General features: G+C 38.4%; 23 protein-coding genes. 2 read left to right on the top strand and 21 right to left on the bottom strand.

What is annotated here, in order from left to right; genetic code table 11:
• Positions 1-142: 142 nt before the first annotated feature.
• From sufC to AC4IF5_RS10315, 5 genes are read right to left on the bottom strand one after another with little or no spacing between them, the layout of a single operon-like run.
• A complete protein-coding gene (sufC, locus tag AC4IF5_RS10335) occupies positions 143-886 on the bottom strand; it encodes a Fe-S cluster assembly ATPase SufC (RefSeq protein ID WP_490734198.1) in 744 nt (247 codons plus the stop codon).
• An 18-nt stretch (positions 887-904) separates the two neighbouring features.
• Positions 905-1,411 carry a GNAT family N-acetyltransferase gene (locus tag AC4IF5_RS10330; RefSeq protein ID WP_490734196.1) on the bottom strand — a complete coding sequence of 169 codons (507 nt, stop codon included), beginning with the start codon at positions 1,409-1,411 and terminating at the stop codon, positions 905-907.
• 7 nt (positions 1,412-1,418) lie between these two features.
• Positions 1,419-2,867: a Fe-S cluster assembly protein SufB gene (gene sufB, locus AC4IF5_RS10325; protein WP_490734195.1), complete on the bottom strand. Its 1,449-nt coding sequence runs from the start codon at positions 2,865-2,867 to the stop codon at positions 1,419-1,421.
• 35 nt (positions 2,868-2,902) lie between these two features.
• Positions 2,903-3,271 (bottom strand): four helix bundle protein, encoded by a 369-nt coding sequence (locus AC4IF5_RS10320; RefSeq protein WP_490734193.1) that lies wholly within the window; start codon positions 3,269-3,271, stop codon positions 2,903-2,905.
• A gap of 41 nt (positions 3,272-3,312) precedes the next feature.
• Positions 3,313-3,642, bottom strand: coding sequence for a HesB/IscA family protein (locus AC4IF5_RS10315; RefSeq protein ID WP_490734191.1), 330 nt, complete (start codon positions 3,640-3,642; stop codon positions 3,313-3,315).
• Between the two features lie 146 nt (positions 3,643-3,788).
• Between AC4IF5_RS10315 and AC4IF5_RS10310 the strand changes: the two genes are divergently transcribed.
• Positions 3,789-4,643, top strand: a complete 855-nt coding sequence (locus tag AC4IF5_RS10310) for a GLPGLI family protein (protein WP_490734189.1) — start codon at positions 3,789-3,791, stop codon at positions 4,641-4,643.
• A 183-nt stretch (positions 4,644-4,826) separates the two neighbouring features.
• Here AC4IF5_RS10310 and ypfJ read toward each other — a convergent pair whose 3' ends face one another.
• From ypfJ to AC4IF5_RS10245, 13 genes are all read right to left on the bottom strand, one after another.
• On the bottom strand, positions 4,827-5,690 hold the full coding sequence (gene ypfJ / locus AC4IF5_RS10305; protein WP_490734187.1) for a KPN_02809 family neutral zinc metallopeptidase: 864 nt from the start codon (positions 5,688-5,690) through the stop codon (positions 4,827-4,829).
• An 80-nt stretch (positions 5,691-5,770) separates the two neighbouring features.
• The gene (locus AC4IF5_RS10300) at positions 5,771-7,849 is read right to left on the bottom strand and encodes an LTA synthase family protein (protein ID WP_490734431.1); all 2,079 of its coding nucleotides are present in this window, start codon (positions 7,847-7,849) and stop codon (positions 5,771-5,773) included.
• A gap of 277 nt (positions 7,850-8,126) precedes the next feature.
• Positions 8,127-8,645, bottom strand: a complete 519-nt coding sequence (ribH, locus tag AC4IF5_RS10295) for a 6,7-dimethyl-8-ribityllumazine synthase (protein WP_002982386.1) — start codon at positions 8,643-8,645, stop codon at positions 8,127-8,129.
• A 3-nt stretch (positions 8,646-8,648) separates the two neighbouring features.
• The gene (locus AC4IF5_RS10290; RefSeq protein ID WP_490734185.1) at positions 8,649-9,356 is read right to left on the bottom strand and encodes a YfgM family protein; all 708 of its coding nucleotides are present in this window, start codon (positions 9,354-9,356) and stop codon (positions 8,649-8,651) included.
• A 205-nt stretch (positions 9,357-9,561) separates the two neighbouring features.
• A complete protein-coding gene (locus AC4IF5_RS10285; RefSeq protein ID WP_490734183.1) occupies positions 9,562-10,098 on the bottom strand; it encodes an adenine phosphoribosyltransferase in 537 nt (178 codons plus the stop codon).
• On the bottom strand, positions 10,099-11,304 hold the full coding sequence (locus tag AC4IF5_RS10280; RefSeq protein WP_490734181.1) for a hypothetical protein: 1,206 nt from the start codon (positions 11,302-11,304) through the stop codon (positions 10,099-10,101).
• Positions 11,305-11,354: 50 nt separating this feature from the next.
• Positions 11,355-12,371, bottom strand: a complete 1,017-nt coding sequence (locus tag AC4IF5_RS10275; protein WP_490734179.1) for a hypothetical protein — start codon at positions 12,369-12,371, stop codon at positions 11,355-11,357.
• Positions 12,372-12,656: 285 nt separating this feature from the next.
• A complete protein-coding gene (locus AC4IF5_RS10270; protein WP_490734177.1) occupies positions 12,657-13,988 on the bottom strand; it encodes a quinol:cytochrome C oxidoreductase in 1,332 nt (443 codons plus the stop codon).
• 8 nt (positions 13,989-13,996) lie between these two features.
• On the bottom strand, positions 13,997-14,671 hold the full coding sequence (locus AC4IF5_RS10265) for a c-type cytochrome (protein ID WP_490734176.1): 675 nt from the start codon (positions 14,669-14,671) through the stop codon (positions 13,997-13,999).
• Between the two features lies 1 nt (position 14,672).
• Positions 14,673-15,194, bottom strand: coding sequence for a DUF3341 domain-containing protein (locus tag AC4IF5_RS10260; protein ID WP_122637643.1), 522 nt, complete (start codon positions 15,192-15,194; stop codon positions 14,673-14,675).
• The gene (nrfD, locus tag AC4IF5_RS10255; protein WP_050021927.1) at positions 15,181-16,578 is read right to left on the bottom strand and encodes an NrfD/PsrC family molybdoenzyme membrane anchor subunit; all 1,398 of its coding nucleotides are present in this window, start codon (positions 16,576-16,578) and stop codon (positions 15,181-15,183) included. The genes AC4IF5_RS10260 and nrfD overlap by 14 nt, the downstream gene beginning before the upstream one ends.
• A 25-nt stretch (positions 16,579-16,603) precedes the next feature.
• Positions 16,604-19,669 carry a TAT-variant-translocated molybdopterin oxidoreductase gene (locus AC4IF5_RS10250; RefSeq protein WP_490734173.1) on the bottom strand — a complete coding sequence of 1,022 codons (3,066 nt, stop codon included), beginning with the start codon at positions 19,667-19,669 and terminating at the stop codon, positions 16,604-16,606.
• Between the two features lie 23 nt (positions 19,670-19,692).
• Complete coding sequence (locus AC4IF5_RS10245; RefSeq protein ID WP_490734171.1) at positions 19,693-21,057, bottom strand: c-type cytochrome; 1,365 nt, start codon at positions 21,055-21,057, stop codon at positions 19,693-19,695.
• Between the two features lie 184 nt (positions 21,058-21,241).
• On the opposite strand from AC4IF5_RS10245, the gene AC4IF5_RS10240 reads away from it, so the two are divergent.
• Entirely contained in the window at positions 21,242-21,799 is a 558-nt protein-coding gene (locus AC4IF5_RS10240; protein ID WP_490734169.1) for an SPOR domain-containing protein, read from the top strand.
• 56 nt (positions 21,800-21,855) lie between these two features.
• On the opposite strand, the gene AC4IF5_RS10235 is transcribed toward AC4IF5_RS10240, so the two are convergent.
• The 3 genes from AC4IF5_RS10235 to AC4IF5_RS10225 all read right to left on the bottom strand — a co-directional run bounded on the left by AC4IF5_RS10235 (position 21,856) and on the right by AC4IF5_RS10225 (position 25,687).
• Entirely contained in the window at positions 21,856-23,133 is a 1,278-nt protein-coding gene (locus tag AC4IF5_RS10235) for a DUF6080 domain-containing protein (protein ID WP_490734167.1), read from the bottom strand.
• Between the two features lie 75 nt (positions 23,134-23,208).
• A complete protein-coding gene (locus AC4IF5_RS10230; RefSeq protein ID WP_490734165.1) occupies positions 23,209-24,066 on the bottom strand; it encodes a T9SS type A sorting domain-containing protein in 858 nt (285 codons plus the stop codon).
• Positions 24,067-24,145: 79 nt separating this feature from the next.
• Positions 24,146-25,687: a protein adenylyltransferase SelO gene (locus AC4IF5_RS10225; protein WP_490734163.1), complete on the bottom strand. Its 1,542-nt coding sequence runs from the start codon at positions 25,685-25,687 to the stop codon at positions 24,146-24,148.
• Positions 25,688-25,729: the final 42 nt, after the last annotated feature.

The raw sequence follows: 25,729 nt of genomic DNA, 5'->3' as shown, positions 1-25,729 counted from the left end.
TTTTCTTTTTATTTGAACTAAAATATTGTTATTCCAAGAAATAAGGAATCCAATTTTTAATATTAGGGATTCTTCATTTTACGACGCTTCATTCAGAAAGACCGTGAAAATGTTTTAATCTCCGAAATAATCGATTCCCTCCTTAGTTAAGAAGCCAGTCGTACCCTTTTTCTTCAAGTTCCAATGCCAAAGATTTATCACCTGTTTTGATGATCTTTCCGTTGGCCAGAACGTGAACGAAGTCAGGCTGAATATAGTTTAGCAATCTCTGATAGTGAGTGATCAAAAGAACTGCGTTTCCTTCATTTTTAAAATGGTTTACCCCATCTGCCACGATTCTTAAAGCATCGATATCCAGTCCTGAATCGGTTTCATCAAGGATCGCTAATTTAGGGTTAAGCATCATCATCTGGAAGATCTCATTTCTTTTCTTTTCACCTCCTGAAAATCCTTCATTCAGTGATCTTGAAAGGAAATCTTTTTTGATCCCCAGTTTTTCAGATTTCTCACGGATCAGTGCAAGCATTTCTTTTGCCGGCATTTCTTCCAATCCATTAGCTTTTCTTGTTTCGTTCAAAGCAGCTTTGATAAAGTTCGTTACAGAAACTCCCGGAATTTCCACGGGATACTGGAAAGAAAGGAAAATTCCTTTGTGTGCTCTGTCTTCAGGAGCGTCCTCAATGATGTCTTCTCCTTCGAAAAGAATCTCTCCACCGGTTACTTCGTAATCCTCTTTCCCGGCAATTACAGAAGAAAGGGTAGATTTACCGGCTCCGTTCGGCCCCATGATAGCGTGAACTTCACCCGGCTTTATTTCAAGATTAATACCTTTTAATATTTCTGCGCCATCTTCAATTTTGGCGTGAAGGTTTTTAATTTCTAACATTTTATTTGCTTAAACAAATTATTTTTGAATTCTATATACTAAACTTTCAGGCTGACCAGGGACATCATTAAGGGTCCCGATTTGTATCATACCTGCCTTTTCCAAAACTTTAACAGAAGCTATATTGCTGGGGCGGACAATTGCGAATATTTCTTCTTTATTTTCCTCATTAAACCCGAAATCTATAGCTTTCTTTGTGAATTCTGTGGCGTATCCTTTCCCCCATGCCTCGGAAGCCAAACGATAGCCTAAATTCAATTTTTCTTCTTCTCCGTAGAGTTTATAGCTCAGCCCTCCAAAACCTATTGTATTTTCGGGAATGTCCTTTTCGGCGATCACCCAGCCTCCAAAATCATACTTGTCCCAATGATCAAGCATTCTGGCAAATGTGCTTTCCGCTTTTTCAAAACTCATCGGTCCGCTTGGATTATGAATATTGGTTTCAGGGTCATGATTAATTTCAAAGAATCTTTCAAAATCTTCTTTTGCAGGTTTTCTTAAAATTAATCTTTCCGTAGCTATCATATCTTTATTACCCTACTGATCCTTCTAATGAAATTTCCAATAGCTTTTGTGCTTCAATAGCAAACTCCATTGGAAGCTTATTTAAAACTTCTTTACTGAAGCCATTCACGATCAGAGCAATAGCTCTTTCTGTATCGATCCCTCTCTGGTTACAGTAGAAAATCTGGTCTTCCCCGATCTTTGAAGTTGTTGCCTCGTGCTCCAGCTGAGCAGAAGGATCTTTGATCTCAATATAAGGGAAAGTGTGTGCTCCACATTCATTACCCATCAATAGCGAGTCACACTGAGAGAAGTTTCTGGCTCCTTTTGCAGAAGGCATTACTTTTACCAGTCCTCTGTATGAGTTTTGAGATTTTCCTGCAGAAATACCTTTTGAGATGATGGTTGACCTGGTATTTTTTCCAATGTGGATCATTTTTGTTCCTGTATCTGCATACTGGTGATTGTTCGTTACAGCGATAGAGTAGAACTCTCCGATGGCTCCGTCACCTTTCAGGATACAAGATGGATACTTCCATGTTACCGCTGAACCTGTTTCAACCTGTGTCCATGAGATTTTCGCGTTTCTTTCGCAAAGTCCTCTTTTCGTTACAAAGTTGAATACACCTCCTTTCCCTTCTTCATTACCAGGATACCAGTTCTGTACGGTTGAATATTTAATTTCCGCATTATCCAGTGCGATCAGTTCCACTACCGCAGCGTGAAGCTGGTTTTCATCTCTTGAGGGAGCTGTACATCCTTCAAGATAAGAAACATAACTTCCTTCGTCAGCGATCACAAGAGTTCTTTCAAACTGTCCTGTTCCTGCCTGATTGATACGGAAGTAAGTGGAAAGTTCCATCGGGCATTTTACCCCTTTGGGAATATAGCAGAAGCTTCCGTCAGAAAATACTGCGGAATTCAATGCGGCATAAAAATTATCTCCTCTCGGAACTACTTTTCCAAGATATTTTCTCACCAGATCAGGGTGATTTTTAATAGCTTCAGAAATTGAACAGAAAATAATTCCTTTTTCTGCCAATGTTTCCTGGAAAGTGGTTTTCACAGAAACTGAGTCCATTACAATATCTACGGCAACTCCGGAAAGTCTTTTCTGTTCCTCAATATTGATCCCCAATTTTGCGAAAGTTTTCAATAACTCAGGATCTACCTCATCAAGGCTTGCCAATTCAGGCTTTACTTTAGGAGCAGCGTAGTAACGGATCGCTTGAAAATCAGGCTTTTCATATTTGATATTCGCCCAGCCGGGTTCTATCATTTTTTGCCAGATTTTAAAAGATTCCAGTCGCCATTCAGTCATCCATTCCGGCTCTTCTTTTTTAGCAGAGATGGCACGGACGATATCCTCATTTAAACCAATCGGGAAATCTTCATAATCAATCTTGGTCTCCCAACCGAATTCATATTTTTTATTTTCTAAATCGACTCTTAGATCGTCTTCAGTGTATTTTGACATTAATTAAATAATTAAAAAATTAAATGATTAAAAAATTAGTTTTGTTTCTTCGTATCAGTTTTAGAGAGATAATCAATAAATTTTGATAGTTGTCTGGAAACCAATTTGCAATCATTAATTAGTTCATTTGTATCTTCATCATATAACAGTGAGCAAAGATGTAACATATTTCTTACTTCTGCACAGCTTCCTTTAGAATATTTTAAATATCGGATAAACTGTGTGTTATTATTGTACTCACTCCCTTCTGCAATATTATTAGAAATTGACAGTACCGCTCGCTTAAGCTGGTTAGTCAGTTCAAATTCTTTTTTAAACTTGTCCTTACTTAAAAGATTAAAAATGTTTTGGGTTAGATTGACTGTAATTTTGTATACTTCGAAAGTTTCAAATTCAGCAGCCATTACTAATCTTTAAATTTTTTAATCATTTAATCTTTTAATAGCTACAAGCTAAATGATTCTCCACATCCACATGTTCTGGATGCATTCGGGTTATTGAAAATAAACCCTTTCCCATTCAAGCCTCCTGAATATTCAAGAGTGGTTCCCGCTAAGTAGAGGATGGATTTTTTATCGATGATAATTTTGATATTATTATCTTCAAAAACCTGATCTGTGTCTGTTTTTTGGTTGTCAAACTTTAAAACATACTCTAAACCAGAGCATCCGCCGCTTTTTACCCCAACTCTTATATAATCTTCAGCAGGGTTAAAACCATCTTCCGTCATTAGCTGGATGGCTTTCTCCTTTGCATGATCTGATACTTTTATCATTGTATTTATTTAGAATGATTTAATGATGCAAAAATACGAACAAAAATCAGGATATAAAAATCAGCATTTTTATTTTATCGATTTTTATCATTGATGAGTTTAACCTTGGTAAGGTTTTGAAATCCAAAATACAAATTGACCTAAAAATGAAAAAATTAGCCATTATAGCGCTGGCCCTCTTTATACAGCAGGTTTCCGGACAAACCAACAGGTTTGTATATCAGGTAACGATGAAGCCGGATGCGGAAAATAAGAATGATATCAAGACCGAAAATGCCTATCTGGATATTTCTCCTGAGAAATCGGTTTTTTATTCTGAAAACAGGATCAAAAGAGATTCTGTCATGCAGAAGGCCTTTCAGGGTGGAGGCGGAAGAGGAAGCATCAACAGGGATCAGCTGGATGGGCTGAGAACCAATATCAGCTATTCTGTTGAAAAGGATAAAGCCAATCAGAAAACTTTTTTTAAGGATAGAATTGGAAGGGATCTGTATCTGTATGAAGAAGACAGGCCTGTAACATGGAAAATTGATTCTGAAACAAGAAAAATAGGAGAATATAAGGTACAAAAGGCAGAAACTGATTTTGCGGGAAGAAAGTGGACGGCATGGTTTACTACCGATTTACCTTATCAGGATGGTCCGTATAAATTTGGAGGCCTTCCCGGGCTGATCGTCAAAATTGAGGATGATAAAGGAGATTATTCTTTTGACTTAATGAAGAACTATAAGATCGCTGAGTTTCCTACGCTGAACCAGTTTGGAAATACTTTAAAAGTAAAAAGGACTGATTTTGTAAAGCAGCAGAAGAAATTTCAGACTGATCCCATGTCATTCATGAGCCAGGGAAGGACAGGTGGTGGAATCGCTGCTCCGATGAGAGGCGGTGGCGGGAGAGGTTCTGGTGGTGGTAACCAGAATCCGGCTGATATGAGGAAGAGAATGGAAGAAAGAGTGAAAGAAGAGACCAAGAAAAATTCTAATCCAATCGAATTGCAATAAATGATAACAGGCTGTTTCAATCTGAAACAGCCTGTTATTTTTATAAATAATTTTAAACCATCTAGGTAAGTGAAGATATTAAGATCCATCATGATGGATGGTGAAGCATGCTGTGTAATGAAATGCTTTAGCTGTGATCTTAATTTATTGAATTTCTTAATGTTAAATGATATTTCAGGTATATTATTTTAAAAGCTGGTCAAAAGTATCACCTTGTCTGATATCACCGGTGTTGTAGCCTTTCATAAACCATTCTTTACGCTGTGCAGATGATCCGTGGGTAAAGCTTTCCTGATTGACATACCCTTGTGATCTTTTCTGGATATTGTCATCCCCAACAGCCTGGGCTGCATCTATAGCAGACTGAATATCGCCGGGCTCGAGGATCTTTTTGGAATCGTCTGTTCTTTTAGCCCAGATTCCTGCATAAAAATCAGCCTGAAGCTCTGTTGCGACGGATACCCTATTCATCTGGGCTTCGGAATATCTACCGCTTCTTCTCAGGGCATCCACTTTTTGTGTTGTTCCTAAGAGAGTCTGCACATGATGGCCTACTTCATGGGCAAGAACGTAAGCTACAGTAAACTCAGTGACCTTGGCTCCGAATCTTTGTTGTAGTTCACCAAAGAAGCTCATATCTATATAGATTTTCTGATCAGCAGGACAATAAAACGGTCCCATAGCAGATTGTGCTGTACCACATGCTGAAGTTGTTGTATTTTCAAAAAGAACAACTTCTGGTTTGGAATAGGTCATCCCGTTTTCTCTAAAAATCTGGTCCCAAGTTAGAATATTCCATTTGGCCATCATATCGACCATTTCCCCAATTTGCTTCTCTTCAGTAGTAAGCTCTCTTTGCTGGCCTGAATATCCGGAAGGCTGAACGCTTCCCGAATTCAAGATACCGGAAGGATCTCCTCCCAAAAAGAATACAATTGCAGCTATAATTAAGGTTCCAAGTCCGCCGCCTACGATCATTCCACCGCTTCCACCTCCGGAACCACGGCGGTCATCAACGTTCCCGCCTCTGTCGTCTGTCCATTTCATACAAATAAATTTATTATTGGTGAATTTAAATATTTTAGGTGAAATTCTGTATATCTCATGATTCTAAAATAGTAAAATCTTTACCTGTTAAGTTGTTTTGTCTTTAGCCAGTAGGATGTTGACTGGTATGCTGATATGGCATCATCGACAAGTATTTGATCTGTATTTTTTAATAATTTCTCATTATAATACAGCTTAAATTCAGGAGCCAGATCACTTTTTTCCGGTTCCAGAGCGTATTGTTTTACCTTTTTCACTGGAGAAATGATGGTCAGGTGTCCGTCTTTTATGAACCCAAGATCCTGATAGGTTGCAATATAAGCTTTCGGTTGAAATTCTTTTTTTAAAACATCCTGACCTAAGAATTTAGACTGATAGCTAAAGTTTAATAATCCGAAAACGGTAGGCAGGACATCGATCTGAGACATCAGCGCATCAAATTTCTGAGGTTGGATAAACCCTTCCGAAAAGATCATGGCAGGAATTCTGTACTTATCTATCGGAAGCTCTATCTTTCCGGCGCTGGATGCGCAGTGGTCTGCAATAATGACAAAGACCGTATTTTTATACCAATCCTGCTTTCGGGCCATGTCAAAGAACAGCTTAAGAGCGTAATCCGTATATTTTACCCCTCCTTCACGGGATTTTGCTGTTCCCGGAATATTAATTCTTCCGTCAGGATAGGTGAATGGTCTGTGATTGGAAACGGTCATCCAGTGATTGAAGAATGGTTTCCCTGATTTTGCTTCAGCATTCATCACCTGAATTGCTTTTTTAGCCATATCCTCATCAGCCACTCCCCAGACATTGGCAAAAGTGATTTCTTCAGGTTTAAAATGGTTACGGTCTACAATATCATAGCCATTTCCGCCGAAGAAATCCTGCATATTATCAAAATAACTGTACCCGCCATACAGAAATTTCACATCATATCCTTTAGATTTAAAAACATGACCGGTGGTGAACTTATTTTTGTTATCATCTCTTTTGATGATGCTTTCCCCTGCGGTAGGAGGAATACAAAGTGTCAGGGCTTCCAGTCCGCGTACTGTTCTGTTTCCTGTAGCATAAAGGTTGGTGAACATCAGTGACTTTTCTGCCAGACTATCCAGGAATGGAGTGATTTTCTGAGTGTTCCCATAATGTTCCATAAAATCTGCGGAAAGGCTTTCAATAGAGATCAGGACAACATTTTTCTTTAACTCGGGTTGTTCTGCGACAATATTTCTCGATAAGGTCTGCTGGGAATATTGACTTAAGAAATTCTTTTCCGCCTGCTGTTGGTTCAATTGTGAATAGAACTGAAAATAATTCAGCTCATTGTGGGTGAAGGCCCAATAAAATTTAGGGATCCCGTTAGCTTCGATTTCATCAGCAAAAACATTATCTGACTTGATCTGCATCAGTGAAGGTAAGGCCAGTAAACTGATCGTACAAAGAATAATAAATGATCCCAGTAAAACCATTTTCTGTTTAAAATCAGGCAATTCCAGAAGCTCGTTCTTAGTCTTTTTATAAATAAACCACGTAATGGTAAGGGTTACGATCAATATCCCTGAAAATAAAGGAATGACAGGATAGCTTTCCATGATGTTCCCGATAACTTCGTTGGTATAGATCAGGTAATCTACTGCAATGAAATTATAACGTACTCCGAATTCGTTATAAAAGAAATATTCGCTTACCCCATTGAAGATGATAGCAAGAACATATATGAGTAAGATAATAAAATATAAGGTATTACGGATTTTGATCCTTTGGGAAGGAAGAAAAAGCATTAATCCGAATAAAAAAGTTTTTATTCCTACGAAAGCAAGAGCGATTTCCATTATAGAACCTCCGTATTGCTTGAAAATATTGTCAGGAATAAGCCAGATATACAGGAAAAACAAAATTAATGCTCCGAAAATGATATAGCCGTAAGGTTTTTTGTATTTTGAATTGGAAAGAAACAGAAAATGAAGAGCAAGAACCGCACTGACCAGTATAAAAACAAAAATATCATTGATGAGACCTACGAACAGTACTTTTATGATCTCAAAAAAACTGAAGCTGGCAGTGGTAATAGGGTGGAAAAAGAAGATGATCCTTATTATCAGGGAAATAATAAGATAGAAAACTCCCAGGTATAGGAATGGTTTTATTTTTCTTACAAGCATGTAGGTACTGTCTATGTTAATTTTTCGCAAAGATAGTTTTTGTGAACAAATTTTAACATATAAAAAGCAAAACATACCATTTATTAGTAAGGTTTTATGAATCTTTATAGATTTAACAGAAAATGTTGATTTATTTATCACTGTGAACCGGGAAAATTCCGGTCCATTTACCTGCTGATACCTAAACAATTTTATTACGGTGTCCAATCCCAAACAAAATAAAAGGCTGTCCCCACAAGTGAGACAGCCTTTGTATATTGTTAAGATTGATTAAAAATCAAGAGTGACCGAAACCGATATTCCCTTTTTTATCAGATAATTTCTTTTTGAAATCAATCATTCTTAAAGCTGTGACTGCTGCTTCTACCCCTTTATTTCCGAGGTCACCGCCGCTTCTTGCAATTGACTGCTCTTTGGTATCATCTGTTAAAACACAGAAAATAGTAGGAGTATCTGTCATGATATTACAGTCTTTGATCCCTTGCGCTACGGCTGAACAGACATAATCAAAATGGGGGGTTTCTCCGCGGATTACACATCCGATAGAGATGACAGCATCATATTTTCTTTCTTTGCAAAGCTGCATGCTTGCATAGCTTAGTTCAAAAGCTCCGGGAACCGGGAAAAGCTTAATGTTTTCGGATTTTACACCTTCTTTTTCAAGGATCTCCAAAGCTGCATCACGAAGATTGTACGTTACAAAATCATTCCACTCAGAAAAAACAATGCCGATAGAAAAATCTTCGGCATTAGTTATATGAAGTGGCTTGTAATCGGAAAGATTAACTGTTGCCATTTTTTAGTAATATTTAGTCATTTCAATATAAGAATCAGACATTCCGTTGTCGTAGTCCTGATATTTTTCATCAATTGCAGCGAAGTATTTTTTAGCTTCCGCATTTTTCTTTAATCCTAAAGCTACGATACCTGCTTTTCTTGTGAAATAATAAGTAGTATAAGGGTCATCTGAAGCATTGGCTGCCTGGTCCAATAATGAAAGAGCCTCGTCATTTTTGTTAAGACCCGATTTTGCATCTGCCATCGCTCCGTACTTCATTGCCATTAATGTTTTGTTTTTCGAAGAGAACTTATCTAAAAGATCATAAGCTTCCTGGAATTTCCCTTCTTTGAATTTCAATAAACCGGCGTTATAAGAAGAAAGTTTACCGATTTCAGTAGAGGAATATTCGTTGGCTGTACCTATAAAACCTGGATTAGCTGCAGATTTTCCACCTAATGCGTCTTTATCTTTACCTTCTGCAAGGTTTTTTTGAGCAGCAAGGAAACTTTTCACAGCTTCAGTGTTCTTAGGGGCAACTACAAATTGCTTGTAAGCAAAGAATCCTAAAACTCCTAAAATCAAAGCCCCAAATACAATACCTAATGGTTTTGAATATTTTTCAAGAAACCTTTCAGTGTTTAAAGCCTCTCTGTCAAGGTCTTTAAAGAACTCAACCGTTTCTTTACCTTCTTGCTCTTTCTGAGCACTCTTTCCCAATTTTGCCATAAGTTTTTAAAAATTGAAATGCAAATTTAATTGTTTCTGAGAGATTTACAAAATACTTTGTTGGTATTATTATGTAAATGTTGTGAATTTGCTGTTATTTATTGTAAAAATACTTCAACTCCGCTTAACATGACATTTATAAAGCCAGCTTTTGAGTCGTAACTGTTATGCTAAGCGGAGCCGGAATATCTATATTGCTTAAATTTTAATATTCTAAAATATGGTAGATCTCTGCCCCGAATTTCTTCAGCCTTTCATCTCCCTTCAGTTCTTTCAGACCGATCAGGAAACTGAATTGGGAAACGGTTGCTCCTTGCTTTTCAACCAGTTTGGCTGCGGCTTCTGTAGTTCCTCCCGTTGCCAGCAGGTCATCATGAATCAGGATCCTCTGTCCCTTTTTGATGTGCCCTTCACGGGTTTCTATTTCAGCACTTCCATATTCCAGATCATATTTTTCTGAAACAACCGGAGGAGGAAGCTTTCCTTTTTTTCTGATCAGGATAAAGGGAACTTCGAGAGCAACGGCAATAGCAATTCCGAAGAGATAGCCACGGCTTTCTATTCCGCAGACGGCATCTACTTTTCCTTTACTGAAACTTACAAGATCTGCGATCACATCTTCGTAAAGTTTCGGATTTAAAAAAATGGGTGAGATATCTTTGAACTGTATTCCCGGAATTGGAAAATCAGGTGTATTTTCAATCGTATCTTCTAGTTTTCTGATCAGTTCTGCTGAAGCCATTTATGGGTTGATTTTATAGCTGGAAATTTTCCAGTCTCCGTTTACATTTTTAAGTCCGAAAGTTACTTTTAAAGAAGTCGTCTTACCGTTTTTATCCGTTACATCATAAGTCGCGTTTACGCTTGCTCCGTTAGGATTTGCTGCATTGGTGGTAATATTTTTCACACTTACATTTTTTACTGCACCAAAACCTGAATTAGGATTGGAGAAAGATTCATAGCTTCCCCAGCTTGGGTTATTGGAGGCATCATATGCCGCTTTTAGATTTTGAGAGCTTACGTTATTCAAAAACTTGCTTACAGTGTTTTTAGGGTCAGCTGTAGGTTGTTTTGGACCGGTCGGTGTTGCTGGAGCAGCTGTGCCGGGGTCTGGTGTTGTTGAAGGTGCAGTGGTTGTCGGATTATTAGGGTCTACAACGGCGCTTGGCTGCTGAACTACAGCTGCAGTATCAGTTTTGGGAACTGCAGGAACTTTCAGCGCTGCGGCGTTGACATCAAGCCCGATCTTTGACATTTTAAAGGTTTTATCCGTCGTTTTTACGGAAACCGTAACATCAATCTTATTATCTACCACTTTTGAAGCAGGAATGGAAGAGAACTTTAGGTTGAATCCTTTAAAGTTATTATCCTGCATCAGGTTCTTGGCTGTAGAAAGTCTCACCCCATTACTGAAAACTTCCAGTGTGGCTTCCAGACCTGCTCCGGTAAATGATACAGGGTTTCCTGCCGCATCTACAAGTCTTGGAACGATCTGGATGGCTGTAGGCGCTCCTGTGCCATCATCACCTGTTGGGTTTGTTATAATGCTTAATGTGCTTGCTTTTACATCATTTGGATCGCTTTCTTTAGCTTTATCATCTCCGAAGATGTTCATTTCTCCCAGTGATGGAGGAGATGTACTTGCCCATTCTATCCCGTTTTTCTGTGCAACTTCGTCAGCCAGGGCCATGATTTCAGGAACTTTTTTCCCGTTGATCAGTTTTCCAAGAGCTTTTAACTCGTTTACATCACCATCTGCCTCTACACCAAAAGTTTTAAGGATATACAGGGCTTCATTAAACTTAATCTGCTTAATGGTAGGCAAGCTGGAAGTCATATCATTGATACTTGACTGCAGCGTTTTAGTATTCGTAGCATCTACATGATCTTTCTTACATGCTGTAAAAAGCAACAGACTGAAAACAAGTAGAAAAGAAAACTTTTTCATTTTTATTGGGTTTGTTACAAATTTAATAAAACCTTTATTAATAGTGGATTTTATTTTTTATTTTGTTGTTCTCTCAGATCATCCTTGAAAAAGCTGCTGAAAATGGTTTGCATATTAGGAAATGAAGGCTCTTGCCAGTATTGGGTTTTATAGTTGCTGTAGTCTTTGTCGAATTTTACTTTGTCAAAGTTATTTTCATTACTAAAACCAATTTCTGTGGTATAGAAATTATGATAAGAAATAATCTGATTGTATTTTTCTTCGCTCTTATGTTTTAATTTAAGAAAGAGTAATTCATTAAATTCTAACAGGTCTTTAAGTGTTTTTGGGGAGTCCTTTTCAAAGGCTATATTTTGAATTCCTCTTAAATCAAAGAATCTGAATCCAAACAAAGCAAACTCTTTTTGCTGTAGATATTCTCCTGTAACTTCGATTTCATCTTTGCTGCTTCCTTTGAGTTCCTTGATTTTAATGTTCTTCTTTTTATACTCATCAAGGTTTCCTACTTTTTTCATGTTGGGAATATCCAATGAACTTCCGTAATCCCAATGAGCTGTCTGGTTTTTTTCTTTCTTGGGATCTATCAATCTGTAGACTCTGTATTGCTCAATACTGGTGCTTTTTAGTTTTTTAGTCTTGTTATCGAAAATGTAGGTGACAATCCCGTCCGCATAAGAGTTCAGCTTATTGTTGACCGTAACATAAGAATTGAAATTCCCTTTTATAAAAATGTATTTTGCCGGTTTATTGTTCTTGATGACTATGGTTTCAATCTCTTTTACCTGATCATTAATCTTAATAACAGGCTGTTCAAGATCTGAATAAGATAAAGTGGCTATTGGGAAATTATTATATACCAATTGAAATTTTTCCTGAGAGGGAGATAATGACTGTCTATCAATTTTTCCATCAATATCTGAAAAGGCGAGTATGCTTCCGTCTTTTCCAAAAACAGAGACTTTAGGTAGTGGCTTGCCTGTGTTTTCGGAGATGAAGGAAATGGTCTGGGCCTGAATAAGGCAGAGTATAAAAAGGAACACAGTGGAGAGAAGATATTTTGCTTTCATAGTAAAATTTTTTCTGATTATAAGACCTGCCTTTTTTATCTGCTCACAAAACTCAAAATGGTTACCTGAAGGTTTCCATTTTCCCCAATAACTTAAAAAAGACTGTCATAATAATCAGTCTTTTTTTATTTGATTGTGTTACAGTTTATTTGAAGCTGTTTTGACGATTATCCTTTTCTGCCTTCAAAAGAAGTTAAGCTGACAATGTATGGGAAGAGAAATAGGGGGATAAAAAAAGACTGATACCAAAGGATCAGTCTTTTAAGTTTATTTTATTATAAGGCCTTAGAAAGGGTACTCATAAATTTCAGATTCATGTAAGAATGGGTTTCCTGTAGGAATCAACTTCAGTTTAGATAAAGCTGAAAGTACAGTAAACATAAATAATCCGGCTACGAATAGGATAGCTCCCAGGATTAACAGGAATACTTCAGGAGTTTTCCAGTATGGTCCTACTGTTCCCGGCATAACCATGTTGAAGTAGTCCAGGATGTGCCCTAAAAGAACCACTACAGCCATTGTAGTAACCACTTTGTAGTTTCTTTTAATGCTGCTGCTTACTAATACCAATAGCGGTAATAAGAAGTTGATGATCAGCATCGGTAAGAAAGTAGGAGAGTAGTGCTGGAATCTTCCAAAGAAGTAGTTAACCTCTTCCGGAACGTTTGCATACCAGTAAAGCATGAACTGAGCGAACCATGTATACGTCCAAAGCATACTTGTTGCGAAAAGGAATACTCCCAGATCGTGTAAGTGGTTGTCGTTGAACTGTGGTAAGAAACCATTTTTCTTAAGATAAACACTTAAAAGAATGATTACAGCGATACCACTTGAAAGGCAGCTAACCATTGAATACCAGATATACATGGTAGAATACCAGTGAGGGTCAATAGACATCAACCAGTCCCAAGCCCAGGCAGCAGAAGCAAATCCGAAGAATGCAATATATCCTACTGACCATCTGTAAAGCATTTGATATTCTACTTTAGATTTAGTTTCGTCTACTTTTTTAGACTGAGCCTTTAATTTCCAGGCAAAGAAAGAAGCACCAATCACATAGATTAAAGTTCTAACTGCATAGAAAGGAATATTTAAAAACTTTTTCTTTTCAAATAAGATCACATCAAAATGCGGAGAATCCGGATTGGTCAGTTCAGGGTCCATCCAGTGGAATAAATGACCGTTATGTGTGATGTTTAAGATCATCAGGATTACCAGGATCGCACCACCGTAAGGGATATAAGAAGCAATCGCTTCCATTACTCTCGTAATGATGATTGGCCATCCTGCGTGTGCAGCATGCTGAATAGAATAGAAGAATAATACGCAGCAGCTCACTCCAAAGAAAAATACAGCTACAAAATGTATTGCTGCTAAAGGCTGGTTGTGTACCTGAATAGTAGCGTGCTCCAAATGAGCAGCGTGATCCTGAGGACCAACCATTTCACTTGAATGTGTAGGAGCAGTATGACCTGAAGCATGAACAGCCTCCATCATATGTTCTATTTGCTCAGTAGAAATTCCTTTGTTCATAAAGAAACCAATACCGAAAAGAACTAAACCTACAACAAGAAGTATTATAGAAGTTGATTTTAATTTTGGTGAAAAACTATACATTTCTTTTCTTATTTTTTAGTTTCGGTAGTCGTTTCAGTTGTTGCTGGTGCTGCCGGTGCTGCTGCTCCTTTTTTGAAAGCACTCATCACATACATAGCCACTCTCCATCTATCACCAGGGTTTAGCTGTCCTGCATAAGAACCCATCGCATTTCTACCGTTAGTTAATACATAATGAACAGATCCTACAGTAAGCTCTCTGTCAGCATAGTTTGGTACTCCGGAGAAGGCATCGGTCTGTACAATTGGTCCTTGTCCGTCACCTCCTGTTCCGTGACATGCAGCACAAGTATGGTCGAACAATACTTTACCTCTTTCAATATCCTTAGCCGCATTAGCCGGGTTTAAAGGAGAAGTTGTCAGTTTCTTGGAAGCCTCATATCCTGCATTGTACTCGTCAACATTCTTTGGTAATAAGCTTTCTTCAAAAACGCCATCTTTATTTTGGGGAACCGTTCCTTCTACAGGAGAAAGACCTGTTGCTCCATTATTTTTAACAAAAGCAGGAATTTCATTTTCATGATCTGAATACGCATCCTGAGCCTTCATCAATGGATCATAAGCTACCGGAAAATACATGTCCGGGAAATATACCAAAGGTGTATTTTCCTTTGGTCCGCAAGAGTTAAGTAAAACTGTTGTTAAACCTAAAACTGCTGTAATTTTTAATACATTCTTTTTCATTTTAAGCGTCTTTAACAGTTATTTCTTCAACTCCAGTTTCAATGAGTAACTGCTTTACAGATTCTACATCTTCAGTTACGAATTCCATCATGAATTTATCATCAGTAGTTCTCGGATCGGGATTCTGAGCCGGAGCTCCCGGATACATTTTGTTTCTAACCAAGAAAGTTAAAGACATCATGTGAGCTGCACAGAATACCATTAATTCAAACATGGGAACTACGAATGCAGGCATGTTGTGTCCCCAGTCGAAAGCCGGTTTACCACCGATATTCTGAGGCCAGTCATGGTTCATTACATACCATGTTATCGTAGCACCGATAGTAACACCATAGCAAGCATAGATAAAAGCCGCATCAGAAATTCTTGTTTTCTTCAATCCTAAAGCTTTATCTAGTCCGTGAACCGGAAACGGAGTATACACTTCGTTTATTTTGATTCCTTTATCGTTGAATGCTTTAACGCCGTTCATTAAATCGTCGTCGTCAGCATAAAGTCCGTATACAATTTTAGTGGTGCTCATCTCCTTCTTTTGCTTTATAAGTTTCACCTGAGATTTTCAAAATCGATTTTAATTCAGCCTGTGCAATTACAGGGAATGTTCTTGCGTATAGTAAGAATAATACAGAGAAGAATCCGATAGTTCCTAAATATACACCCACATCAATGATCGTTGGCTTAAACATGGTCCATGATCCTGGCAAGTAATCTCTGGAAAGGTTGATAACGATGATATCAAAACGCTCAAACCACATACCGATGTTGATGATCAATGCAACGATGAACGTCCAGATAATGTTTGTTCTCAATCTCTTGAACCAGAATGAAGCCGGAACAACAAGGTTACAGATAATCAATGACCAGAATGCCCACCAGTAAGGTCCTACAGCAGCACCTGGAGAAAGATATGTGAAATCTTCAAATCTGGATCCTGAATACCATCCGATGAAATACTCTGTAGCATAAGCTACCGTTACCATACCACCTGTTAAAATGATTACAATGTTCATGATTTCGATATGATACATGGTAATATACTCTTCCAGATGACATACTTTTCTTGCAACCAACAATAAGGTCTGTACCATTGCAAATCCTGAGAAGATCGCACCGGCAACGAAGTAAGGAGGGTAGATCGTTGAATGCCATCCTTTAATTACTGAAGTTGCGAAGTCGAAGGATACGGTTGTGTGTACTGAGAATACAAGCGGAGTCGCCAAACCAGCAAGAACCAAAGAAAGCTCTTCGAATCTTTGCCAGTGTTTTGCTTTCCCCCCCCAACCGAATGCAAGGAATGTATAAATTTTCTTAGTCCAAGGAGTTTTAGCTCTATCTCTGATCATTGCAAAGTCAGGGATAAGTCCCATGAACCAGAATACAGTTGATACTGAGAAATACGTAGAGATCGCAAATACGTCCCAAAGTAGAGGAGAGTTGAAGTTCCCCCAAAGAGAACCGAATTGGTTTGGTAATGGGAATACCCAGTATCCAACCCAAACTCTACCCATGTGAATTACAGGGAAGATTGCTGCCTGTACAACCGCAAAGATCGTCATCGCCTCTGCAGATCTGTTTACAGACATTCTCCATCTCTGTCTAAATAATAATAATACCGCTGAGATTAGGGTTCCGGCGTGCCCAATACCTACCCACCATACGAAGTTGGTAATATCCCAACCCCAGTTAATAGTTCTGTTAAGCCCCCATGCTCCAATACCTGTTCCGATAGTATAAGCGATACATCCGAATCCATAGATGAATAGAACTAAGGCTGCATATAATGAGATCCACCATAATTTACCTGCTCTTTCTTCGATAGGTCGTGCAATATCTTCTGTGATATCGTGATAAGTTTTGTGACCAATAATCAGAGGTTCCCTTATCGGAGCTTCGTAATGTCCTGACATTTTTTACCTATTTATTATTTAAACTTTATTTTTCTACTCTGTTTCTTACTTTAGTATGATAGAACACATTTGGTTTTGTTCCGATCTCCTCTAGTAAATAATATCTTCTGTTGCTGGAATATAATTCTCTCACTTCAGATTCTTTGTCATTCATGTCTCCGAATGTCATGGCTCCGGTAGAACAAGCAGCAGCACAAGCACAAGAATTTTTGAACTCAGCATCTGTTACTTTTCTGTTATCTCTCTTAGCTGCTAGAATAGTAGCCTGAGTTTCCTGGATACACATTGAACATTTCTCCATTACCCCTCTAGTTCTTACAACTACGTCCGGGTTAAGTACCATTCTTCCTAAATCATTGTTCATGTTGAAGTCGAACTTATCATTTAGGTTATAAGTAAACCAGTTGAAACGTCTTACTTTGTACGGACAGTTGTTTGCACAATATCTGGTACCGATACATCTGTTGTAAGCCATATGGTTCTGACCTTGCTTACCATGTGAAGTAGCCGCTACCGGACATACAGTTTCACAAGGAGCATGGTTACAGTGCTGACACATTACCGGCTGGAAGATTACATCAGGATTGTCTGCAGGGTGATTTAATGCACCTCCGTCACCGAATGCTGTTCCATACAATTCAGGGACAGCCATTCCTTCTTTTAATCCTTCATATACCTCTACTTTTTGTCTTGAAGAGTAGTAACGGTCAATTCTTAACCAATACATATCTCTTGACATTCTTACCTCTTCTTTACCTACTACAGGAACGTTGTTTTCTGCCTGACAAGCAATTACACAAGCCCCACAACCTGTACAAGAGTTCAGGTCGATAGATAGGTTGAAGTGAGGACCGTCTGTATCATCAAAAGCATCCCAAAGGTCAATTTTTCTCGCTGGAAGCGCTCCGCTGATCGTGTGATATTCCAAAGGCTTGTTCCATCCTTTGTGTTCATCATCGAAAGGAACACCGATGAAGTCTGCTAAAGGAACTTCCTTAGCGATTTCATAACGACCCATTAGCGTATTTTGAAGCTGGATCCCTGCAAACTCATGGTCTTCTCCTGTTTTATCGATTTTAACACCTGAAACAACAAGATTAGAACCATCAAACAGCGGATAAGCGTTTACACCTGTATCAGCTGTAGCTCCTGAGTCTTTCTTACCATAACCAAGCGCAAGACCTACAGATCCTTCAGCCTGACCAGGTTGGATGAATACAGGAACATCTTTTATTGTTACTCCGTTTACAGTAAGGTTTACGATAGAACCATCTAACTGCATTCTTGCGTTAAGATCGTTATCAATTCCGAACTTTTCTGCATCTTTTGGAGAAATTGTCAAGTAGTTATCCCAGGACATTCTTGTGATTGGGTCAGGTAATTCCTGTAACCAAGGGTTGTTTGCCTGAGTTCCGTCTCCCATTGAAGTCTTGGTATATAATACCAATTCTAATTCAGAAGCTTTGAAGTTTCCTAATTCCGCGATTGCCTGTGCAGCATTTCCGCCTGCATATGACAATGTTGTTGTGTTAGAAGAAGTATTGATACCGTTGTACAACGCTTTGTTGAAAGAAGTTCCTCCTAAGATGGATGCTGAACTTGCTTTTAAATAATCATAATAATTATTCGCTGCACTGTTTTTTCCATTCTTCCAAACCAATAGGGATTCTTCAATCTGTCTTGATTTGTAGATTTTCTGGATTGTAGGCTGCATCAATGAATATACTCCCGTCTGAGGCTCAATATCTCCCCAGGACTCCAGCCAGTTTGCTACCGGAATTACAGCTTTCGCTGCTTTGTACATTTCATTTTTCTTATCAGCTACTGCAACTACATAAGGAACTTTGGATAAAGATTTTTTGAAATCTTCTCCTTTTGGATGAGAGTAGATAGGGTCTACATTGTTGGCGATCAATACGCCAACCTGACCTGCATTTACCCATCCTAAGAATTCCTGGTATCTTGCTTTATCAAATTCTTTCAGGAAGTTTGCCTTACCTGTGAAAGCAACTGATCCTAATTTTTGGTTGATTAAATGTGCTAAAACCTGTGCTCCTTTAGAACCGTCAGCGAAAACAACAGCTTTGCTTCCTTTTGCTTTAAGTTCGTTGGCTATTTCAGTAGCAGTCTTATCAGAAGTACCGCCACCTACGATGGCGTTGTACACTTCAACTAAAGTTTTGTTGACAGCACTTGGCTTTAATCTGTATCTTGAGTCAGCGTTAGCACCTGTCAAAGACATATTGGATTCCACCTGAATGTGTCTCAACATGTTTGGACCTGGCTTTCTAGCTGCTGCGTAAGACGTTTCTACACTTGAACCGTTATAGTCTCCTAAGAAATCAGCCTGGAAAGCAACTACCAATTCAGACCCTTTAAGGTCATAAACAGGCAATGCTCTTTTTCCGAATACTTCCTGAGCTGCATCTAATCCTGCAGAGTAAGGGAAAGCATCATAAGTTACTAATTCTGCTGTAGGGTATTTAGCTTTGAATTCAGCAAATAGCTTTTTGAAAGTGGGTGAAGCAAAAGAGTGCGATAACAGCACAATCTTTTTACCTGACGCTTTAGCCTCATCCAGCCCTTTAAGAATAAAACTGTCTACTTTATCGAAAGTTTCATCTTTACCGTCCAGTTTAGGCTGTTTTACTTTATCGTTATCATAAAGAGAAAGTACACTTGCCTGAGCTCTCGCATTAGTTTTACCTAAATCTCCTGCTACTGGGTTCGGATCAATTTTGATCGGTCTTCCTTCACGGGTTTTTACTAAAACACTGGCAAAGTCGAAACCATCAAAATAGGTTGAAGCGTAATAATTGGGTACCCCTGGAATGATATCATGCGGTTTTACCACATAAGGGATCGTTTTGATTACCGGAGCTTCGCAGGCAGCTAATGTTACTGCTGCTGTAGAGAATCCTAATAATTTCAGGAAATCTCTTCTTGAAGTACTTGATCCGTTTTTCTCAGCATCTCCAAGGAAATCTTCTACCGGAATTTCTTCCTGAAACTCTTTCTGAGCCAGCTTATTATTTAAAGCCGGATCTTTAAGTTCATGAATACTTCTGAATTGTATTTTGTTTGAAGCCATTTATACTTCTAATTTTTTAGTTATTAATAATGACATTTACCACACTCAAGACCTCCAATTGCATCTACAGTGATCTTACCTCCATCTTGTGGATATTGTTTTTTCAACTTGTCATGTAGATTCTTGAAGTACTCTTTATTATAACCGTTGTTCATATCGATCTCAGTTGTTCTGTGACACTCGATACACCATCCCATCGTAAAGTCGTTAGCCATTTGAACAACATTCATTGTATCAATTTTTCCGTGACAAGCTTTACATACAACATCAATTTTGTTGTTAGGGTTCTTTTTGTTGAAAGAATTGATGATCGCCTGTTCACCTGCTACTACGTGCTGAGAGTGGTTAAAGTAAACGAAATCTGGCATGTTGTGGATTCTTGTCCATTCAACCGGCTGAGTTTTTCCTGTGTACTGTTGTTTTTCAGGATCCCAACCTGTTGCTGCATAGATCTTCTGGATTTCTCCGTCATAGAATGCCTTGTCTTTTCCTGGCTCCATGTAGTGATCTGCATTGTATTCAGAGATTGTTCTGTGGCAGTTCATACAAACGTTCATAGAAGGAATCTCAGATACTTTTCCGTATTTAGCACTGGAGTGACATAACTGACAGTCGATTTTCTGTTCTCCGGCGTGGATCTTGTGAGAGAAGTAGATAGGCTGTTCCGGTTTATAACCTTTGTAAACCCCGATCCACATTAGCCAGTTCCATACTCCGTAAGCTGCTAAAATAGCAAGAACTGCCAATAAAGCCTTACCAACATAGTGGAACTTCTCATACATTTCCTTGAACGAACGAACTCTTGTTTGGTTAAGACCCGCCAATTCCTCAGATTGCCCAAGTGTTACCAGCTGTCTTAGTTTTATTAAGATCCAGACTAATAAACCTGCGATCGCTAAAAGGGAAATGATTACAATGTTTGTGGTAGTTTTGTCTGCAGGAGCTGCAGCAGTAGAACCGGTGTCAGAAGCTGTTTTTGCGTCATCCTTTTTGGGTTCCGGCTCTGGCGGATTAGTTGTGAATGCTAAAATGTCGTCGATATCCTTATCCGAAAGATTCGGAAAAGTCTGCATTTCAGTCTTGTTGTACTTTTCAAAAATCTCATTGGCGTATTTATCCCCGGAAGCTCTCAGAGCTTTGTTGTCTTTGATCCACTTGTGAAGCCAATCCGTATCTACACCACCTTCTGTCTTTACTCGTTCTACAACCCCCTTTAATGGTGGTCCAACAACTTGTTTGTCCAGCGCGTGACATGCAGTACAATTCGCTTTGAAAAGTTTCTCTCCGTTTTTAGGATCGCCGTCTTGCCCGTAAAATGAAGCACTGGTTGATAGCAATAAGCCTATTGCGATCAACGTTTTTTTATAATGCTTTCTCCAACTAATCATTTAAATTATCTTATGTTAGTAAATTATTGAACATTCAATCAATTCCGCAAAAATAATATTTTTAACAGTAATTTAACGGCATATAAAAAGGGGAAAATGTCATTTAAGGTTAATTTGTATTGATTCTAAATAACCTGTTTGGTATAGTTTTTTAATTTGTATAAATTTGCGGAAACAAGTTTAAATGAGAAATTTGATCAAAATATTTTCGATATTATCATTATTTGGTTTTTATAGTATTGAAGCACAGCAGGTTGTTAAAAAAGACACTCTTTCCGGAACGGAGCTTGTCATGACGATGGATTCCAAAATAAATGCTGCTTTGGAAGGAATTGAAGACAAATGTTCCAGAGTTGCCGCTAATAATCCTTCTAAAGATTTTAGTAATAATGATAGTGGTTTTTCTTCAGGGACAAATACTAGACCTACTAAGATTTATGTTCCGAACAGAGAGCTTACCAACGCTGAAATTTGTAGAAAAAATCCAAGAATTTTAGGGTATAAAATTCAGATCACAACGGTAAAAAGTAATGAGGAAGCGAATGAAGTAAAATCTTATTTCAGAAAAAGATTCCCTAATCTGAAAGTGGAAACGGATGCTTCTTTAAGGCCTAATTATAAAATTCTGGCAGGAAGCTATTTCACTAAACAAAGTGCGGCAGCAGACCTTTCCAGGATCAGAGAATATTTCAAATCAGCCGTTGCGGTACAGTATAGAATTTTCTGTTCAGAAGCAAAATAGAACTGGTCTTTTTCAAGATAAAAAACGAAAAAAGCTGAGAATTTTCTCAGCTTTTTTTATTGATAATAGGCTTCCATGAACCAGAAGAATTCTGACATCCGGAATATGTTATTGCATAGCAGATAGAAGAATAATGTGCAGGTTGTTAATGTTAAGATGAAGATCATTTTTGGGGATGATCTGTAGGCGTAGAAGAGCCATCCGATCATTATTGGATAAACAAAAACAAAGTGTCCGCCATAGATGTATGACGTATGAAGTCCAAATCTCATAATACAGTGGATAAGAATATCAACGAAAAATGAAATCATAATAACCTGTACCCATTTATTTTTAAAATTTTTGTAATAACTCCAACTTATCAGGATCAGCAATACTGCTACAAAAATATAGGAAAATACGGATGAATAAAGGTCCATATAGAGCCCTTTAAAGTTAAATCCCTTCATGTTGTGCTTGTCGGTCATGATAAATCCCGGAAACAGAATATTGCCTCCGAAAAAGAAAGATGTGACCATATCCCACGTGGGCATAGATTCTGCGTTGGAGAACTTTTTGTACTGCTGATTGGTTTTGGAGAAGATCGTCTGGTATTTGAAGTCGATCCTGTTCAGGTAAAGCAATACATAGCAAATAACGGCAATTGTTACTCTGAAAGCTGCATTTCCAAGTTTTTTCAAGCTTCTGAACAGGCTTTTTTCAAAAAGCACAGGAATGAAAACTTTGGCAAAATTGGTTACCGTGAGCCCTCCGATGGTGATGCCAGCCAATGTTAAAGCTGATGCAGGTATATTCTCTTCTCTTTTAAGCTTTATTGCGGCATAATGATTATATAAAGCAAGGAAGAATAAGGTATAAGTAAAGTTTTCCGGAGTAAACGACAGAATAATATTGGTTGAGAACAGGGCATAGAAAAGTACGATGAAAAAGCTGAGCTTTAATGGGAGACTGACAATATTCTTTAAATATTTAAATACCTGAACAATATTCAATGTAATGACAAAGCTGCTTAACCAGGCCAATACAAGTCTGAAATCAGTATCCATTTTTCCTCCGGAAATGAATAACGAGAATTCTCTGATCCCATAGAAAAAATAGTAGGAAAGAGGATGTCTCTCAAAGCTTCCCCCGCTCATAATGATAGCCTTGTTGTCAAAACTGAAGTAAGCATCCCATGGAATTCTGCTGTCAAAGATGATTCTGTAATTGCATGCAATATAAGAGCCTAATATCCCGTAACAGCTGATGAAGAATACAAAAACAGCCAACTCGCTATAGGTAGAAGGGAAAACCAGCTTTAAAGAATTAATGAATCTTGTTTTGATAAAAGGCACTTGTGATATTTTTTGCAAAAGTAAAATAAAAAACCACCAATTTTGGTGGTTTTTAAGAAGATTGTATAAACGGTGTTATTGTTTGATTATTTTTCTTGTGGAAGTGCTTCCGTCTGTAAACATAACTTTTACTAAATATGTTCCTTTAGGAAGGGTAGAAATATTGGTTTTTTCATTGTCTGTCTGAAGCAGAGATTTTCCTGTCATGTCGAAAACCGTTAAAGATTTGATTTTCTTGTCTGTTCTGATGCTTATCTCTCCTTTTGTAGGATTAGGATAAATTTCCAAAGATGATTTTTTAGAAACGGCTTCTTGAGTTCCCAGGGTGCCATTTGCAAGAACCTGTACATCGTCTATAGAAACTGCATCTGCATCTGTTGCACTGTACCGGAATCTGATCATGACATTGGTCTGTCCGGTATAAGCTGACAAGTCTTTCTGGACGGCTACAATATTATACAGGTCAGTGTCTGGATTGCCATCACCATCATCAGTAAATCCAGGTTCTGTATCTTCAGTCCATAAGGTTGTCCAGTTAGTCCCTCCATCTGTTGAGATTTGTGCCAGAAGATCTCCTGCATTCTGGTCTATCATGTATGACCAGCCTACCACAACGTTGAATTTTAATACGGGAGCTGTGGCTCCTGCTAAACTGAAAGCAGGGCTTACAAGGTGGGCAACATTATTCTGGGCAGAATAATCAATTGCTGCTGATGTCGTTCCATTAATAGAGTATGTGGCTATAGCTGCATTCCCACTTGATGGGAAGGTTGATACTACATTAGATGGGCCCCAAGGTCTACTCGCAAGAGTTGCAGATCTTGTCCATCCTGATGGAGGGAATGTACCCCCATTAAAATTTTCAGACAATAAGGTTTGGGAATATGCAATTGCTCCCAATAATAAACTTAGAGAAAGTATAATTTTTTTCATATTAAAGATTTGTCTAAAAATAGTGAAAATATTTAATATACTGGTAGTAATTTGGTGAAATGTTTGAAAAGTTCCTGTTTTATGAGCTGCAGGAAAGTGTAGAGCACCCGGCAGTGTCATCATAGCCTGAAGGTCTTTTAACAGAAAACTCAGGAAATAATTCTTGATAAGGGTTTTCCAGTGCCTTGGTTAATTTATTCAGCATTTCTTCTTTACCGCTGCTGATCTCTTCAATGCATTCATAAAGCAGATAATTTCTGAGAATAAATTTTGGATTTGCTTTTTGCATCATGGCTAAAGACTCTTCTCTTGAAATAAAATTTAACCTCAACCGGGCCTCATAATTTTCAATAAAGCTTCTGAGCTTTTGAAGCATTTCCTCATTTAAAAGAGTATAAGAAACATTCCCGAAGTGCTCTTTCAGATCAATGTTTGGATTCAGTCTTTCCAGTTGATTGAAAAATAAAGTGTGATCGAGCTGTAATTCCTGCATTAAACCCTGCCAATTGGTGAAAAGCTCCTCATCCTCCTTTCTCAGTTCATCAAATCCGAATTTTCTGCACAGCATGGTATCATGGGCTTCCCAGAAATAGTTACCATAGCGGTTGAGTGCATCTTCCAGGAATTTTTCATCTTTGATCAACGGGTGAAGGGCATTGGCAAGCTGCCAAAGATTCCATTGGGAAATCTGGCCCTGCTTTCCGAAAGCGTATCTTCTTCCGGGAAGATCAGTGGTGTTAGGCGTAAAATTCAAATCATATTCATCCATCATGGAATAAGGTCCATAATCGATGGTAAGCCCCAGCACGGACATATTGTCTGTGTTCATAACGCCATGTACAAATCCTACCCTGAACCATTCTACCATAAGGTTGGCGGTGCGGGTACATATGTTTTCGAAAAGATCTTTATACTTCTGGGAATCTGATGAAGTGATTTCCGGGAAATAATTTTCAATGGTGAAATCAGCAAGTTCCTGTAGTGTTTTGTATTCTCTTTGGGCAGACATCAGTTCAAAATGTCCGAAACGAAGAAAGCTTTCTGCCGTTCTTATGATAACAGCCCCTTTTTCAAGCTGTGGATTTCCGTCGTACATGATATCACGAACTACATCTTCTCCAGTGAAAGCTAAGCTAAGTGCTCGTGTAGTAGGGACTCCCAAATGGTACATCGCCTCACTCATCAGGTACTCCCGTACTGAAGATCTCAGGACAGCTCTTCCGTCAGCATGTCTGGAATAAGGAGTTGCTCCGGGGCCTTTCCACTGGATTTCAGTTTTTTTTCCCTGATCGTTTATGATTTCTCCGGCCAGAATAGCTCTTCCGTCTCCCAGCTGTCCCGCCCAGTTTCCAAATTGGTGTCCTGCATAGGCTGTAGCATAGGTTTGTATGTTTTCCGGAAGATTACTTCCAACCAGGAAGCTCAGGTCTTTATCTTCGAATTGTCCAAGTCCGATCTCCTCTGAAAGAGCTTCATTAAAAGCAATCAGTTCAGGTTTTTCAAATCCTGCGGGCTTCACGGTAGCAAATAAAACCTTTGGCGTGTTTCTTTGCATGGGATTGTTGGAAAAATCACCTGGGAATTTTTTGATAAAAGGCTGGCTGATGCGTTCGATATTCATGCATCAAAGGTATAAATTATAAAAGAAAAGACCTTCCAAATT

This window comes from Chryseobacterium sp. UF-290 (assembly GCF_058245615.1).
The sequence above is the reverse complement of the archived record's forward strand: the minus strand, read 5'-3'. Positions and strand labels throughout refer to the sequence as shown.